The sequence below is a fragment of the Kitasatospora paranensis genome, assembly GCF_039544005.1.
GTDB classification, from domain to species: Bacteria; Actinomycetota; Actinomycetes; order Streptomycetales; family Streptomycetaceae; genus Kitasatospora; species Kitasatospora paranensis.
Genome location: NZ_BAABKV010000001.1, coordinates 3,064,840 through 3,080,279 on the forward strand (window position 1 = coordinate 3,064,840; position 15,440 = coordinate 3,080,279).

The window sequence follows — 15,440 nt, forward strand, 5'->3', positions numbered from 1 at the left end:
CAGTCTACGGAGCCGCCGGGCGCGCCTCGGCGCAGGCACCCCGCCGGGGTGCCTGCGCCGGGCACCGTGCTCAGCGGTGCGCGGGGAACTGCACCACCTGCTGGTAGGTGGGCCGGTTCTGCCACGTGCTCTTGGCGTCGGTGACGCCGCCGAGCGGGCGCTGGATGATCGAGTCGGCGCACCACTGGTCGCCGGCCGAGCAGTCCGCGTCGCCCGGGTAGACCTGGGCCGGGGTCTGCGCCAGGGCCTGTTTCAGGGAGGCCAGCAGCGCGGTCCGGCAGGCCGCCGGGTCGCCGCCCCCGCAGTAGGGGCGGGCGAGCGGGCCGGCCACCGGGCCGCCGAGGACGCCCCGGAGGTCCTTGTCGAGGTAGCTCCACCAGCCGTACTGGAAGGCCGATCCCTTGTGCGGGATGGACTCGTTGGCGCTGGCCGAGCCGCCGGTGGCGCCGGTCTGCCCGCCCGAGGGCGACTCGTTGATCTGCAGCGCACCGGTGAGCGCGGCGTACAGGCCGTCGCCGAGGCCCGGCCGGAAGACCGCGTCGGCGAGCAGCGGCCACCAGGCGTCGAGGGTGCGGATCGCGTCCGCGTCGGCGTAGGTGTGGCTGCCGGCCTTCGTCTCCTTGCGCTGTGCTCCGGCGGCGCGCCAGTTCTCCAGCTTCTGCACCGCCGTGGCGAGCGCCGGGTCGGTGACGGGCGCGCTGCGGATCACCCGGATCAGGTCGGGCAGCACGTCCTCGGCGCGCAGGTCGGCCAGGGCCGCGCCCTCCATGGCCTGGGTGAGCGAGACCCGGCTCACCCGGCCGCCGCCGGCGAGCAGCGCCTTCACCCGGTCGTCGAGCAGGTCGGCGCGGTGCACGGAGCCGTTGCCGAACCCGGCGGAGGCGTAGTCGTCGGCCTGCTTGTTGTTCCAGGAGACGTAGTAGTCCTGGTCGACGGAGTTCGGGTGCTCGGCCGGCGGGGTGTACCGGGCGGTGTTGGCCGCGGGGTCGAAGTCCCGCCACAGGTAGGCGGCTTCGGCGCGGACGGGCAGCCCGGGGTCGACCCCGGGGGCGCGCACGGGGTTGCTGCCGGAGTTGTAGTAGGCGATGTGCGCGGAGTCCGCGTAGAACCAGTTGAAGGTGTAGTTGATGTTCTGCGCGGCCTGCTGGAAGCTCGCCGGGTCGTGCACCGCACCGGGGTCGTTGAGCATCTGGAAGCCGATGATCGAGTCGGCCTCGTGCCGGTAGGTGGAGCGCAGCGAGGTGAACGCGACGGGCTTGCCGCCGACCGTGCCGCGGGCGGTGACCAGGCCGTAGTCGGTGCGGTACATCACCAGGGTGTAGGAGCCGGCCGCGGTGGAGTCGGCGGTGGTGGGCTTCCAGGCGTCCTTGCGCTCCAGGCGTTCCAGCGGCACGCACTGGCCGCCCCGCAGGTAGTGGTCGGCGGTGAGGGTGGCGGGGCTGCCGTCGGTGGTGCACAGCGGCACCGCGTAGGTGTCGGTGATGTCCTGTCCGGCGGAGGTGGCGCTCCACGCGTAGTCCTGGCCCCGGCCGAGCTGGACGTAGAAGCTGAGTCCGGCGAAGGCGGCGCCGCGGGCGCTGATGCCGGGGCCCTGGAGCTCCTCCAGCATGAGCAGTTGCGGGGCGAAGTAGCCGGTCTGCGGGCCGAAGACGGCGACGGGGTGGCCGTCGTCGGTGTGGGCGCCGGAGACCAGCAGGGCGTTGGACATGCCGTGCTTCGCGGTGAGCAGGTTCCCGGGCAGCACGCCGGCGGCCTTGGTGGCGGTCTGCTGCGCCGAGCCGGTGGCGTCCTGGACCATCTGCTCGGGGACGACCGAGCCGGGGTCGGGCATCGCGGTGCCCTGCGGGTCAGCGGGCGGCTGCGCATACGGGAAGCTCTGGCCGTCGTGCAGGGTCTGCACGGCCTCCGGGTCGTCGGCCTCCCGCAGCGAGGCCCAGACCGCGTCGCCGGCGTCCTTGCCGTAGCGGGCCTCGGCGGCCAGTTTGACCTGGGCGGAGGCCAGTTCGCCGCCGCCGCCGGAACCGAACAGCGCGCCGACCACGGCGGCGAGCGCGACCAGGTCGGTGAGCTTGAACGGCTCGATGGTGCCGGCGTTCGTGATGGCGTCGATGTGGCCGGTCAGGTCGTACTCGCCGGGGAAGTACCGGCCGCTGTAGGCCTCCCGGATGTACTGGTTGATGCCGTCGAGGTAGGCGCCGGCGTCGGCCAGGGCCTGCTTGGCGCGGTCGCCCTGGGCGGCGATGGCGTCGATCTGCCGCTGGAGTTCGTCCTCGGTGTAGGGCGCCGCCTGCCAGAAGCTCTGCTCCAGCTGGCGGTTGGCGGCGGCACCGCCGGCGAAACCGGAGAGCTCGCCGCGGCCGACGTGCCGGAAGAGGTCCATCACCCAGAGCCGGTCCTGGCCGGCGGCGTAGCCGGCGCCGAACTCGGTGCCGTAGCGGGTGGTGCCGGTGATGTGCGGGACACCGGTGGCCTTGTCGCGGACGATGGCGACGTCCGCGCGCGGGCGGGTGGTGGAGGCGACCTGGTCGGCGGGGACGCCGAAGGAGGCGTCGTTGAAGAAGCTCCGCAGCTGTCCGTCGGTCAGGCCGCCGTAACCGGCGGCGAGCGCCGCGTACGGGCCGAGCTGGTCGTCGGTGTGCGCGGGGCGGCTGCCGAAGGCCTTGTTGAGCAGGATCTCGGCGAGGGTGGCGTTGCCGTTCTCGCCGGGCGGCAGGATGTCCGTGCAGCGGGCGGCGCAGTAGTCGGTGGGGGTGGCGGCCCGGGCGGGGGCGGTGGCAGGGGCGAAGACGGCGATGAGTGCCGCGGCGAGGGCGGCGGCGGCAAGTCGGGGCGTGCGGGGGCGTCGCGGCATGCAGGCTCCTCCGTGGGGGCAGCGGGAAGCGGTGCTGACCTTTCGACGGTAGGACCCTTGCTGACACTCTGCCTAGTAGCGTGCATGCCACAACTCACGTGCGGCCGCGGCAGGTCAGCGGCGGCGCGCCTCGGGCACCTGGACGCCCCGGCCGCCGTGCCGGCGGCGCAGCTCGGCGGTGATCTCGTCGCACTCGCCGTCCGGCAGCAGCGGCAGCATCATCGCGACCGCCTGGAGCAGCCCGCCGACCAGGTAGGTGGTGTCGGGAGTGGCGGCCACCAGGGCGCGGACGCCGGCCACGTCGCCCGCGTGGACGGCCTCGATCAGGGTGGCCGGGCAGGCGCCGTCCTCGTCGAGCAGCACCCCGGTGGTGTCCGCGGGGGCGCGGCGGGCCAGCGCGCGGAGCACCCGGTCGCCGGCCTCCGGCACGTACGCCTTGCGGACGGCCTCGGCGGCGATCCACACCAGCAGGGTGGCGACCTCGCGTTCCGCGTGCTCGGCGAACAGCCGCTCCAGCTGCGCGTCGAAGGACAGCTGATTGCCGTGCCGGAATGCCAGCAGCAGAGCCGCCGCCCGGGCTTTGGCCGCCTCGACCTCCAGCATCGGCAGTTCGTCGGCCAACTCCTGGTCGCCACCATGACGTGCTCTCCCGTCAGTCTCACCACCCGCATGGGGACTTCTGCACACCGTACAGAAAGCGAGACAAAATTCGCGGGACTTCGGTCACAGCGATTCACGAACCGATGCCGGACGCACACGATGAAAAACCATCGGACGGACTATCAAGAAATGCACACGATCGACCGAATGGGCCCATCGGCCGCCGCCGCCCGCCCGGAACGGCCGAGGGCCGCACCCCGACTGCGGGGTGCGGCCCTCCTCGACGGACCGGTCAGGCCTGCGGCAGCGCCGCCAGCTGAGCGGTGATCCGGGCGATGTCGGCCTCCGCGGCGGCCTGGCGGCCGCGGATCTTGTCCACCACCTCGTCCGGGGCCTTCGCGAGGAAGGCCTCGTTGCCGAGCTTGGCGGTGGTCTGCGCCTTCTCCTTCTCGGCGGCCGCGAGGTCCTTGGCGAGGCGCTTGCGCTCCGCCGCGACGTCGATGGTGCCGGAGAGGTCGAGCGCCACGGTCGCACCGGCCACCGGCAGCGAGGCGGTGGCGGTGAAGTCGCCGGCCGGGACGGTCAGCCGCAGCAGCGAGCGGATGGCGTCCTCGTGCGGCGCGAGCACGGTACCGGCCAGGTCGAGCATCGCCGGGACCCGCTGGGCCGGCTGGAGGCCCTGGTCGGACCGGAACCGCCGGACCTCGGTGACCACCTGCTGGAGGGTGGCGATCTCCGCCTCGGCGGCGGCGTCCCGGCGGGACGGGTCGGCCGTCGGCCAGTCGGTGACCACCAGGGACTCGGCGCCGGTCAGCGTCGTCCACAGGGTATCGGTGACGAACGGGACGATCGGGTGCAGCAGCCGCAGCGTGACGTCCAGGACCTCGCCGAGGACCCGGCGCGAGGCATCGGCCTGCGCGCCGCCCTTGGCCAGCGTGGTCTTGGAGAGCTCGACGTACCAGTCGAAGACCTCGTCCCACGCGAAGTGGTAGAGGGCGTCCGACAGCTTGGCGAACTCGTAGTCCTCGTACAGCCCGTCGACCTCGGCCACGGTCGCGTTGAGGCGCGACAGGATCCAGCGGTCGACGGCGGTGAGCTCCTCCGGCGCGGGCAGCGGGCCGTCGACGGTGGCGCCGTTCATCAGCGCGAAGCGGGTGGCGTTCCAGATCTTGTTGCAGAAGTTCCGGGAGCCCTTGACCCAGTCCTCGCCGATCGGCACGTCCGCACCGGGGTTGGCGCCGCGCGCCAGGGTGAAGCGGACGGCGTCGGCACCGTACGCGTCCATCCAGTCCAGCGGATCGACCGCCGTACCGGAGGACTTGGACATCTTCTTGCCGAACTCGTCGCGGACGAGGCCGGTCAGGGCCACGGTCTTGAACGGCGCCTCGCCGTCCATCGCGTACAGGCCGAACATCATCATCCGGGCGACCCAGAAGAAGATGATGTCGTGGCCGGTCACCAGGACGTCGGTCGGGTAGAACTTCTCCAGGTCGGCCGTCCGCTCCGGCCAGCCGAGCGTGGAGAACGGCCACAGGCCGCTGGAGAACCAGGTGTCCAGGACGTCCGGGTCCTGGTGCCAGCCCTCGCCGGTCGGCGGCTGCTCGTCGGGGCCGACGCAGACGACCTCGCCGTCGGGGCCGTACCAGACCGGGATCCGGTGACCCCACCAGAGCTGGCGCGAGATGCACCAGTCGTACATGTTGTCGACCCAGTCGAAGTAGCGGCGCTCCAGCTCCTTCGGGTGGATCTCCACCCGGCCGTCGCGGACGGCGTCGCCCGCCGCCTTGGCCAGCGGCTCGACCTTGACCCACCACTGCAGCGACAGGCGCGGCTCGACGATGGTGTGGCAGCGCGAGCAGTGGCCCACGGAGTGGTCGTACGGGCGCTTCTCGGCGACGATCCGGCCCTGCTCGCGCAGCGCGCCGACCACGGCCGAGCGGGCCTCCAGCCGGTCCAGCCCGAGGAAGGGGCCGTGCACGGTGATCGCACCGTGCTCGTCCATCACCGTCAGGTTCGGCAGGCCGTGGCGCTGGCCGATGGCGAAGTCGTTCGGGTCGTGCGCCGGCGTCACCTTGACGGCGCCGGTGCCGAACTCCGGGTCGACGTGCTCGTCGGCGACGACCGGGATCTCACGGTCCGTCAGCGGCAGCTTGATGGTGCGGCCGACCAGGTGCCGGTACCGCTCGTCCTCGGGGTGGACGGCGACGGCGGTGTCGCCGAGCATCGTCTCGGCCCGGGTGGTGGCGACCACGATCGAATCGTCGCCGTCCCCGTAGCGGATCGAGACCAGCTCGCCCGGCACGTCCTTGTGCTCGACCTCGATGTCGGAGAGCGCGGTGAGGCAGCGCGGGCACCAGTTGATGATGCGCTCAGCCCGGTAGATCAGACCGTCGTCGAAGAGCTTCTTGAAGATGGTCTGGACGGCCTGCGACAGGCCCTCGTCCATCGTGAAGCGCTCGCGCGACCAGTCGACGCCGTCGCCGAGGCGGCGCATCTGGCCGAGGATCCTGCCGCCGTAGTTCTCCTTCCACTCCCAGACCTTCTCGACGAAGGCCTCGCGGCCCAGGTCGTGCCGGGAGAGGCCGGACTCGGCGAGCTGCTGCTCCACCTTGTTCTGGGTGGCGATGCCCGCGTGGTCCATGCCGGGCAGCCACAGCGCCTCGAAGCCCTGCATCCGCTTGCGGCGGGTGAGCGCGTCCATCAGCGTGTGCTGGAAGGCGTGGCCCAGGTGCAGCGCACCGGTGACGTTCGGCGGCGGGATGACGATGGTGTACGCGGGCTTGTCGCTCTTCGCGTCCGCGGCGAAGTAGCCACGCTCCACCCAGCGCTCGTACAGCTCGCCCTCTACCTCGGCCGGGGCGTAGGTCGTCGGGAGGGTGGCTGCGTCGTCCCCGGGGGCCGTGCTCGATCCCTTGGACTGCTCGGGGTGCTGGTTCGTCGTGTCGGTCACGACGCACAGTTTACGGAAGACCGGGGGGCCGTTACGAACCGCGCCGCCGCGACCACCCGGGCGGGTGGGGACAGCTGTGCGATAGCGTGCCCCGATACTCGCGTGGCGAGCCGCGCGGGCAGGGGACGACGAGGACGCAGAGAGCAGGCCGCGGAACACCGTGGCGGGGGAGACGATGTCGATGTACGGCCAGGGACAGCAGTATCCGCAGGGCCAACCGCAGCAGCCGCCGAACTACGGCGGGCAGCCGCAGCCGCCCGCCTACGGCTACCCGCAGGCGCCGCCCGCGCCGCCGTACGGCGCACCCCAGCCGCCCTACGGCGCGCCGCAACAGCCCTACGGCGCACCGCAGCAGCCCGGATACCCGCAGGCGCCGCTGCCGCAGCAGCAGCCGTGGGGGCCGGCGGCCCCGGCGGCTACCCGCCGCCGCAGCCGCCGAAGGGCAAGGGCGGCCTGGCCGTCGGCCTGGTGATCGGTGCGGTGATCCTGATCGGCGGCGGCGCCGCGGTCTGGGGCCTGGCCGCCTCCAAGAGCAAGGACGACGGCGGCGCCGCCGCCACCGGCGCCCCCGCCGCCACCGGGGGGACGACCGGGGGCGGGAACGGCGGCGCGGCCGCTGCCGCCTACAAGCTCGACACCCCGCCGACCCTGCTCGACGGCTACGCCCAGAAGTCGGCCACCTCCGTCCCGGCCACCCCCGGTGCCGGCCCGGACCAGAAGAGCGTCTGCCAGAACGACCCGATCGGGGTCGTCACCAGCTACTCGAAGACGCCCACCGACGTCATCCAGGTGCTCGGCTGCTACGGCGCGATCCCGAGCCCCGCCGCGGCGCTGTCCGTCTTCGAGGCCCTGTCCACCAAGCCCACGGTGATCGGCAAGACCACCCTGCAGGGCCGCTGGGTCACCCCGCTCACCGAGTACCCGGCGGGTTCGGCGGGCGGTTCCGGGGCAAAGCTCAAGTGCGGGACCTTCAGCAACAGCAGCGCCGGCAAGACCCTCTCCACCAGCCCCGTGTGCTTCTGGGCGGACCACTCCACCGCGGCCGAGATCGTCTTCAACAACCTCACCGAGAAGCTCACTCCCGCCGCCGCGGCCGAGAAGGCCCGCGCGATCCGGGACGCCATGATCGTCAAGAAGTAGTCCGGGCCGTCTCCGGCCCGCTCCCCCACGTCGCGCAGTCGGAAGGACGCCCGGTGTCCGAGCAGAACCCCTACGGTGCCCCGCAGCCCGGTCCGCCCTACGGCGCCCCGCCGCCGCAGCCCGGCTACGGCCCCCGCAGCCGGGCTGGGGCGCGGGCGGGATCCCGCCGCAGCAGCCCCCGCCTACCCGGCCGCCGGCTACGGCGTGCCGCAGCAGCAGTGGGGCGGCGGGGCCGTGCCCCCTCCCCCGCCGAAGTCCCGGCGCACGCTGTGGGTGGTGCTGGGCTGCGTGTCCGGCGCGATCCTGCTGGGCGGCGGGCTGCTCGGCTACTTCGTCTATGACGCGGTCTCAAAGAGCGGTCAGGACCCGAGCGGCAGCCCCTCGGCCTCCGCCTCGACCGGCACGGGCAGCGGCAGCGGCAGCGGCAAGGCGGGCTCGTACACGATGGCGCTGCCGTCCAGCTTCCAGGGGCTGCCGAGGAACGACGACAACCCGCTGGCGCAGAACCTCAAGCAGGGGCTGGCGACCTCGCTCGGCCAGGGCGGGCTGTCGCCGACCCCGGTCAGCACCGTCTACACCGACGGGCACAAGGTCGTCGCGGTCTTCGGCGGCTACGGCACCATCCTGGCGCCCAGCCTGCAGGTCGACGAGTTCTTCACCAGCTTCGAGAAGGGCGCGAAGGCGCAGGGCACCACCTTCAGCGACCGCCGGGAGTTCTCCCCGGCCCCCGCGGCGGCCGGCTGAGCTGCGAGATCATGCACGCCCCGACCGAGGACGACAGTCTGTGCGTCTGGGCGGACGGCTCCACCCTGGTCGCCGTCCTCACCGGCGAGGCCGCCCAGCAGGGCGACGTCGACCTGGACGCGGCCGCCGCCTCGGCCCGGGAGATGCGCACGGCCGCGGAAGTTCCGAAGTAGCCCGCAGCAGCCCGCCCCGGCGGCAACGACGACAACGGCCCTGCACCCGTCGGGTGCAGGGCCGTTCGGCGTCCGGAGCGCGTCAGGCGCTCTTCTCCCGGCGCTCACGCTTGATCATGTCGCGCGGGACCAGGGTCGGGATGGCGTGCTTGGAGACGACGTCCCCGGTGACCACGACGCGGGCGACGTCCTGACGGGACGGCACCTCGTACATCACGGACATCAGCACCTCCTCCATGATCGCGCGCAGACCGCGGGCGCCGGTGCCGCGCAGGATCGCCTGGTCGGCGATGGCCTCCAGCGCGTCCCGGGTGAACTCCAACTCCACGCCGTCCAGCTCGAAGAGCTTGCGGTACTGCTTGACCAGCGCGTTCTTCGGCTCGGTGAGGATCTGCAGCAGCGCCTCACGGTCGAGGTTGTGCACGCTGGTGATCACGGGCAGTCGGCCGATGAACTCGGGGATCATGCCGAACTTCACGAGGTCTTCCGGCATGACCTGGCGGAAGTGGTCCGAGGCGTCCTGCTCGCGCTTCGAGCGGATGTTGGCCCCGAAGCCGATGCCCTTGGCGCCGGCCCGGCCCTCGATGATCCGCTCCAGACCCGCGAACGCACCGCCCACGATGAACAGCACGTTGGTGGTGTCGATCTGGATGAACTCCTGGTGCGGGTGCTTGCGACCACCCTGCGGCGGCACCGAGGCGGTGGTGCCCTCCAGGATCTTCAGCAGCGCCTGCTGCACGCCCTCGCCGGAGACGTCGCGCGTGATCGACGGGTTCTCGCTCTTGCGGGCGACCTTGTCGATCTCGTCGATGTAGATGATCCCGGTCTCGGCCTTCTTGACGTCGTAGTCGGCCGCCTGGATCAGCTTGAGCAGGATGTTCTCGACGTCCTCGCCCACGTAGCCGGCCTCGGTCAGCGCGGTGGCGTCGGCGATCGCGAACGGCACGTTCAGCATCCGGGCCAGCGTCTGCGCCAGCAGGGTCTTGCCGGAGCCGGTCGGGCCGAGCAGCAGGATGTTCGACTTCGCCAGCTCGATGGCGTCCTCGCGGCCGTTGCCGCCGGACCGGCCGGTCTCGCCGGCCTGGACGCGCTTGTAGTGGTTGTAGACGGCGACCGACAGCGCCTTCTTGGCCAGATCCTGGCCGACCACGTACTGGTCGAGGAACTCGTAGATCTCGCGGGGCTTCGGCAGCTCCTCGAAGCGGACCTCCGAGGACTCGGCGAGCTCCTCCTCGATGATCTCGTTGCAGAGGTCGATGCACTCGTCGCAGATGTACACGCCTGGCCCGGCGATCAGTTTCTTCACCTGCTTCTGCGACTTGCCGCAGAACGAGCACTTGAGCAGGTCGCCACCGTCTCCGATGCGTGCCACGAGGTGCTTCCCCTTCGCCAGGGGCCCCGCAGGGGTCCGGGGCCTGGTGCTGTGGACCGGTTGCGCCGTCGGCGGTCGGTCTCGCTATCCGACGGTACTCTGCCGAGCCGGACTTTCCGCCGACTTCCGCAGCTCTGCCCTACGCCCTGGGCGAATTGATACCGAACAGAAGCCGTCGTACGGGCATGAGGCCCGGTGTCCATTGTGCCCGTCCGATCGGGCGACCGGAACGGATCGGGGCGGGGCGTACGTCACGGTGCAGCGCGCACCGGCGTACGACCCGCCCCCGAAGTACCCGGTCAGTCCGTCAGCGACGACTTGCGGGTGGAGATGATCTGGTCGATCAGACCGTACTCCAGCGCCTCCTCGGCGGTCAGGATCTTGTCGCGCTCGATGTCGTCGCGCACCGTCTCGACCGGCTTGTTGGAGTGCTTGGCCAGCATCTCCTCCAGCTGCTCGCGCATCCGGAAGATCTCCTTGGCCTGGATCTCCAGGTCCGACACCTGGCCGCGGCCGGTCTCGGTGTACGGCTGGTGGATCAGGATGCGGGCGTTCGGCAGCGCCATGCGCTTGCCGGGGGTGCCCGCCGCCAGCAGCACGGCCGCCGCGGAGGCCGCCTGGCCCATGCAGACGGTGGTGATGTCCGGCTTGACGTACTGCATGGTGTCGTAGATGGCCGTCAGGGCCGTGAACGAGCCACCGGGCGAGTTGATGTACATCTGGATCTCGCGGTCCGGGTCCATCGACTCCAGGCACAGCAGCTGGGCCATGATGTCGTTGGCCGAGACGTCGTCCACCTGCGAGCCGAGGAAGATGATGCGCTCCTCGAACAGCTTGGCGTACGGGTCGTACTCACGGATGCCCTGGGAGGTGCGCTCGACGAAACGGGGCACGATGTAGCGGCCCTCGGCACGGGCGCCCTGGAACTCGCCACGCGGCGTGTAGGGAGTGTTCATGGGGGGTTCGGTCCTCCGAAGCGTGCGGTCTGGAAGTCTGCTGCCGACGATCAGGCGTTGCCGCCGCCGGTGCCGCCGCCGCCGGGGACGTCCGCGGCGCTGTGCATGATCTCGTCGATGAGGCCGTACGCCTTGGCCTCCTCCGGGGTGAACCAGCGGTCGCGGTCGGAGTCCGCGGTGACCCGCTCGAAGCTCTGGCCGCTGTGGTGCGCGATGAGCTCGGACATCCGCTTCTTGGTGCGGAGCAGCTGCTCGGCCTGGATCCGGATGTCGGAGGCGGAACCGCCGAGACCCGCCGAGGGCTGGTGCATCAGGATGTTGGCGTTGGGCAGCGAGAAGCGCTTGCCCTTGGCGCCGGCGGTGAGCAGGAACTGGCCCATGGAGGCCGCCATGCCCATCGCGATCGTCACGACGTCGTTCTTGATGTACTGCATGGTGTCGTAGATCGCCATGCCGGCGGTGATCGAGCCGCCCGGGGAGTTGATGTACAGGAAGATGTCCTTCTCCGGGTCCGCGGCCAGGAGGAGGAGCTGTGCGGTGATCTTGTTGGCGATGTCGTCGTCGACCTGCTGGCCGAGGAAGATGATGCGCTCGTTGAGCAGCCGGTTGTAGACCTGGTCGCCCAAGCCGCCGAGCACGTCACCGGCGGCGGCGCGCGGCGCCGTCAGGCCATCCATCTGCATCTGCGGGAACGTCACTTAGCCACCTGCTCAGTCGATCTGCGTGTGTGCGCTGTCCACCGACCCTAACGCGCAGGCCGTGCCGCAGAATCCCCCACGCAGAACTGTTCGCTGTGAGCGCAGGGTGGACGCAGGGTGCACAGGGGAACACGCCCGCGCACCGGGGGCCGGGGGCCGGGGCCGGGGGCTGGGGCCGGGGCCGGGGGCTGGGGCCGGGACACGGCGGGCCGCCGGGCATCGCCCGGACACGGCAGTGGCCCGGACACCGTGCGGTGTCCGGGCCACTGGCCGTTCAGGCGGGTGAGGCTCAGGCCTCGGTCGACTCGGCAGCCTCGTCGGCGACCTCGACGGTCTCGACCGCGGCGGAGGCCTCGGTCTCGTCCTCGTCGTCCTCGAAGGTGACGGTCTCACCGTTGCTGTCGGTCACCGTGGCGGCCTCGACGACCAGCGCCAGGGCCTTGCCGCGGGCGACCTCGCCGACGAGCAGCGGAACCTGGTTGCCCTGCACGATCTGCTGGGCGAACTGGTCGGGGGTGAGGCCCGAGCCCGCGGCGCGGCGGATGAGGTGCTCGGTGAGCTCCTCCTGGGACACGCCCAGCTCCTGCTTCGCCACGATCTCGTCCAGGACGAACTGGGTCTTGATGCCCTTCTTCGCCTGGTCCTCGGTCTCCTTCTCGTAGTCCTCGACGGACTTGTCCTGGGTGGCCAGGTAGGCCTCCAGAGTCAGGCCCATGGGCTCGAGCTGGTGGTGCTCCAGGTTGTGCTTGCGGGTGCCGACCTCGTCCTGGAGGAGCTTCTCCGGGTACTCCATCTCCACCCGGGTCAGCAGCTCGTCGAGGACCTTCTCCTGGGCCTGGGTGGCCTGGTCGAACTCCTTCATGCGCTCCAGGCGCTTGGTGGAGTCGGCCTTCAGCTCGTCCAGGGTGTCGAACTCGCTCGCCAGCTGGGCGAACTCGTCGTCCAGCTCGGGGAGCTCCTTCTCCTGGACGGCGGTCACGGTGACGGTGACCTCCGACTGCTGGCCGGCCTGGGTGCCGCCCTTGAGCTCGGTGGTGAAGGTCTTGGACTCACCGGCGGACAGGCCGATCACGGCGTCGTCGATGCCGTCCAGCAGGCGGCCGGAGCCGATCTCGTAGCTCACGCCGGTGGCGGTGCCGTCCTCCGGCACCTCACCGTCGACCTTGGCCTCAAGGTCGACGACCACGACGTCGCCGGCGGCCGCGGCGCGCTCGACGTCCTTCACGGAGGAGAAGCGCTCGCGGAGCTGCTCCAGCGACTTGGCGACGTCCTCGTCCGACACCTCGATGGCGTCGACGGTGACGGAGATCTCCGAGAAGTCCGGCAGGCTGATCTCCGGGCGCACGTCGACCTCGGCGGTGAACTTCAGGTCACCGCCGTCGGCGAGCCGCTCGACACCCTCGATGTCGGTGATGTCGGGCTGCCCGAGGACCTCGATCTTGCCCTCGTCGACGGCCTGCGTGTAGAAGCGCGGCAGGGCGTCGTTCACCGCCTCCTCCAGCACGGCGGCACGGCCGAAGCGCTGGTCGATGACGCGGTTCGGGATCTTGCCCTTGCGGAAGCCCGGGACCGAGACCTGCTGGTTGATCTTCTTGTACGCCGCGTCGAGGCTGGGCTTGAGCTCCTCGAAGGGCACCTCGACGGTGAGTCGAACCCGGGTCGGGTTCAGAGTCTCGACGGCGCTCTTCACGGTTAGGTCTCCTAGTGGGCTTGCGGTCAGGTTGTCTCCGCCCGACGTGACCTGCCGGAAGGCGGGCCGATCGGGCGAGACGGGCGATGGGCGATTGGAGCTGCATCTCCCGTAGGGGGTGGACGGTGAGCGTGACTCCTCGCCCTCGGGCGGTGCACCTGGGTGTTCACCGCAGGCACCACCTCCAGCGGCCCATCCTACCGGTACCACGAAAGCAACAGGGCCCCGCCCGTCTGACGAGACCCTGCCGAGACTGTCGGGGTGGCCGGATTCGAACCGACGGCCTTCCGCTCCCAAAGCGGACGCGCTACCAAACTGCGCCACACCCCGTAGTGCCGAGAGGAAGAGTACACGCCGGTCCCTGCCCCCTCACCGAAATACGGACGGCCGCCGCGAGCGAAAGGAGTGTGCATTCGCATGACCCGACCAGGTAGGCTGACCCCCGTCCCCATGGCCCACCGGCCCTGCGGGGCAGCGTGCGGTCGGTTCGCCGTCAACACACGTACGCGGGCGTAGCTCAATGGTAGAGCCCCAGTCTTCCAAACTGGCCACGCGAGTTCGATTCTCGTCGCCCGCTCCACACCGAAGGCCCCAGCTCAGCGACATGATCGCGGAGCTGGGGCCTTCGTCGTTCTCGGCGACGCGAACGTCCCGCCGGGCACGGTTCCCCGTCCTCAGCGCCCTTGGTAGACCCGCCGATGCCACCAGGGCAGGGGCTCGCCGAGCCAGTCGGTGTCGGGGAGCCATGGGTCGGGCAGCGTCCTGCTCCGGAAGCGGGAGTCGAGGGCATCGAGGAGTCGGCGGAACTCGACGCGTGCAGGCAGCGGCAGGATCATCAGGACGTCCTGCAGGGCATCCCTGACATGGGCGATGTCGTCGTACTGGCAGCCCGGGCAGGCCGGGCACTCGGACCGCGTCGGCCTCAGCTTCCGGCCGGGCAGGCGCAGGAAGGCCCGGTAGCGGTGCAGGTTGGCCTCGGCGCTGCCCGAACGAACGTGGTAGCCGGGATGGGTGACCTCGGCATGGCGGACAGCGGCGCTGGTCTCCCGCGAAAGGCGGTCGATCGGCGGTATCTCGCGCACCCACGTGGCGATGCGGTGCGGTTGGAGGTCGCGGGCGGCGCGGAGCGCGCCGGGTCGCCTACGCGGCATGCGCCTTTCGGTTGATCGTCATGGCGCCATCCTGCCAGGACCGGGCCCCGGCGGCCATGGCCGCGCCGCCCCCGCCACAGATCCACCGTGGCCGACCCCACATGATCACTGCCGCTGGAGTCTGCACGAATCGACCGGGGGAGCCGGACCATGAACATCCGTACGACAACGCTGACCATCGCCGTCGGTGCCGTGATCACGCTGGCGGCGGGCTGCACATCGGCAGCGACGACGGCCGGGGCGCCGCAGGCGATGTCGTCGGCCTCGGCCTGTCCGTCCGCCGAACCGGAACCGACCGACAGCGGGGCGAGCACCGACGGGATCACCTCGGAACCGTTGCCGGCCGAGGTCCGGTGCCTGCCGGGCATCGCCTACGGGTCGATGATCCGGACGACGGGGGCCGGCTCCGGCAGCCCGACCACCGGTGACGTCCTGACCAAGGCCCGGTTGGGTCTCCAGCTGATGGTGAACATGAAGGAGGACGTCAGCGCCGAGGACGCCCTCCACCTTTGCGGGACCCTGACCGCGATGGGCTACGGCCCGGGAGGCCGGAAGGGCGTCAGCACCCTCGCCGTGTCGGCCGGGCTCCGGACCACCTACATCTCGCTCCCTGACCGGCCCAGCTGCCGCAAGGTCCCGTAGCGGAAAGAAAAGGCAGCGGAAACAGGGGAGAGGCGCGGTGTGCGCCTCAGCGGTCGTAGCAGGCGAAGGAGCCGTCCGGCTGCCGGGCGACGGCGCCGTGGCCGCCGCACTTCAGGAGAGGGGCCAGGGTCCAGCCCCGGTAGCCGGCGCCGACGAGCAGCAAAACGCAGAGCGGGACGACGGCGATCCGCAGCAGGCGGCGCAGCCGGCGGGCGGCGAGGAGGACGAGCGTCGTCGCCGCCGCGCTCAGCGCGAGGAACACGAGCGCGAGGGGGCCGAGGTTGTCCCGGAGCCCGGGATAGTCCTCCGGCGACTGCGACTCGGCGGTGAGCGCGAGGCTGAACAGCAACAGGACGGCCGCGAGCGGCAGCAGGGCGACCGCGAGCGCGACGCCGGCCGTGCCGTTTCCGGCGCGTGGGGACTCGATCACGAGGTGCGCGGTCTCGGACACCGGTTCGGGCAAGGACACGGGC

14 protein-coding genes and 2 tRNA genes are annotated in these 15,440 nt (G+C 71.2%); 6 read left to right on the forward strand and 10 right to left on the reverse strand.

The annotated features are described in order from the left end of the window. Positions 1-70: 70 nt before the first annotated feature. The 3 genes from ABEB13_RS14985 to ABEB13_RS14995 all read right to left on the reverse strand — a co-directional run bounded on the left by ABEB13_RS14985 (position 71) and on the right by ABEB13_RS14995 (position 6,401). Positions 71-2,851, reverse strand: coding sequence for a penicillin acylase family protein (locus ABEB13_RS14985; RefSeq protein ID WP_345705921.1), 2,781 nt, complete (start codon positions 2,849-2,851; stop codon positions 71-73). A 114-nt stretch (positions 2,852-2,965) separates the two neighbouring features. Next, positions 2,966-3,472, reverse strand: a complete 507-nt coding sequence (locus ABEB13_RS14990) for a hypothetical protein (protein WP_345705922.1) — start codon at positions 3,470-3,472, stop codon at positions 2,966-2,968. Between the two features lie 271 nt (positions 3,473-3,743). Further along, entirely contained in the window at positions 3,744-6,401 is a 2,658-nt protein-coding gene (locus ABEB13_RS14995; protein WP_345705923.1) for a valine--tRNA ligase, read from the reverse strand. 181 nt (positions 6,402-6,582) lie between these two features. On the opposite strand from ABEB13_RS14995, the gene ABEB13_RS15000 reads away from it, so the two are divergent. From ABEB13_RS15000 to ABEB13_RS15015, 4 genes are all read left to right on the forward strand, one after another. After that, positions 6,583-6,873: a hypothetical protein gene (locus tag ABEB13_RS15000; RefSeq protein WP_345705924.1), complete on the forward strand. Its 291-nt coding sequence runs from the start codon at positions 6,583-6,585 to the stop codon at positions 6,871-6,873. Continuing rightward, positions 6,795-7,541, forward strand: coding sequence for a hypothetical protein (locus ABEB13_RS15005; RefSeq protein ID WP_345705925.1), 747 nt, complete (start codon positions 6,795-6,797; stop codon positions 7,539-7,541). The genes ABEB13_RS15000 and ABEB13_RS15005 overlap by 79 nt, the downstream gene beginning before the upstream one ends. 75 nt (positions 7,542-7,616) lie before the next feature. After that, on the forward strand, positions 7,617-8,285 hold the full coding sequence (locus ABEB13_RS15010; protein ID WP_345705926.1) for a hypothetical protein: 669 nt from the start codon (positions 7,617-7,619) through the stop codon (positions 8,283-8,285). Between the two features lie 11 nt (positions 8,286-8,296). After that, a complete protein-coding gene (locus ABEB13_RS15015; RefSeq protein ID WP_345705927.1) occupies positions 8,297-8,458 on the forward strand; it encodes a hypothetical protein in 162 nt (53 codons plus the stop codon). Between the two features lie 82 nt (positions 8,459-8,540). Here the strand turns inward: ABEB13_RS15015 and clpX are convergent, their stop codons facing one another. From clpX to ABEB13_RS15040, 5 genes are all read right to left on the reverse strand, one after another. Then, complete coding sequence (gene clpX / locus ABEB13_RS15020; protein WP_100890181.1) at positions 8,541-9,830, reverse strand: ATP-dependent Clp protease ATP-binding subunit ClpX; 1,290 nt, start codon at positions 9,828-9,830, stop codon at positions 8,541-8,543. Positions 9,831-10,129: 299 nt separating this feature from the next. Beyond that, on the reverse strand, positions 10,130-10,786 hold the full coding sequence (locus ABEB13_RS15025; RefSeq protein ID WP_345705928.1) for an ATP-dependent Clp protease proteolytic subunit: 657 nt from the start codon (positions 10,784-10,786) through the stop codon (positions 10,130-10,132). A gap of 50 nt (positions 10,787-10,836) precedes the next feature. Next, entirely contained in the window at positions 10,837-11,469 is a 633-nt protein-coding gene (locus ABEB13_RS15030) for an ATP-dependent Clp protease proteolytic subunit (RefSeq protein ID WP_345709671.1), read from the reverse strand. A 304-nt stretch (positions 11,470-11,773) separates the two neighbouring features. After that, positions 11,774-13,174: a trigger factor gene (tig, locus tag ABEB13_RS15035; RefSeq protein WP_157818840.1), complete on the reverse strand. Its 1,401-nt coding sequence runs from the start codon at positions 13,172-13,174 to the stop codon at positions 11,774-11,776. 256 nt (positions 13,175-13,430) lie between these two features. Further along, a tRNA-Pro gene (locus ABEB13_RS15040) sits at positions 13,431-13,504 on the reverse strand. Positions 13,505-13,680: 176 nt separating this feature from the next. Here ABEB13_RS15040 and ABEB13_RS15045 point away from each other — a divergent pair. Then, a tRNA-Gly gene (locus tag ABEB13_RS15045) sits at positions 13,681-13,754 on the forward strand. Positions 13,755-13,848: 94 nt separating this feature from the next. Here the strand turns inward: ABEB13_RS15045 and ABEB13_RS15050 are convergent. Further along, positions 13,849-14,256: a hypothetical protein gene (locus ABEB13_RS15050; RefSeq protein WP_345705929.1), complete on the reverse strand. Its 408-nt coding sequence runs from the start codon at positions 14,254-14,256 to the stop codon at positions 13,849-13,851. A 219-nt stretch (positions 14,257-14,475) separates the two neighbouring features. On the opposite strand from ABEB13_RS15050, the gene ABEB13_RS15055 reads away from it, so the two are divergent. Continuing rightward, positions 14,476-14,967, forward strand: coding sequence for a hypothetical protein (locus ABEB13_RS15055; protein ID WP_345705930.1), 492 nt, complete (start codon positions 14,476-14,478; stop codon positions 14,965-14,967). A 46-nt stretch (positions 14,968-15,013) separates the two neighbouring features. On the opposite strand, the gene ABEB13_RS15060 is transcribed toward ABEB13_RS15055, so the two are convergent. Further along, positions 15,014-15,436 (reverse strand): hypothetical protein, encoded by a 423-nt coding sequence (locus ABEB13_RS15060; RefSeq protein ID WP_345705931.1) that lies wholly within the window; start codon positions 15,434-15,436, stop codon positions 15,014-15,016. Between the last annotated feature and the right edge of the window lie 4 nt (positions 15,437-15,440).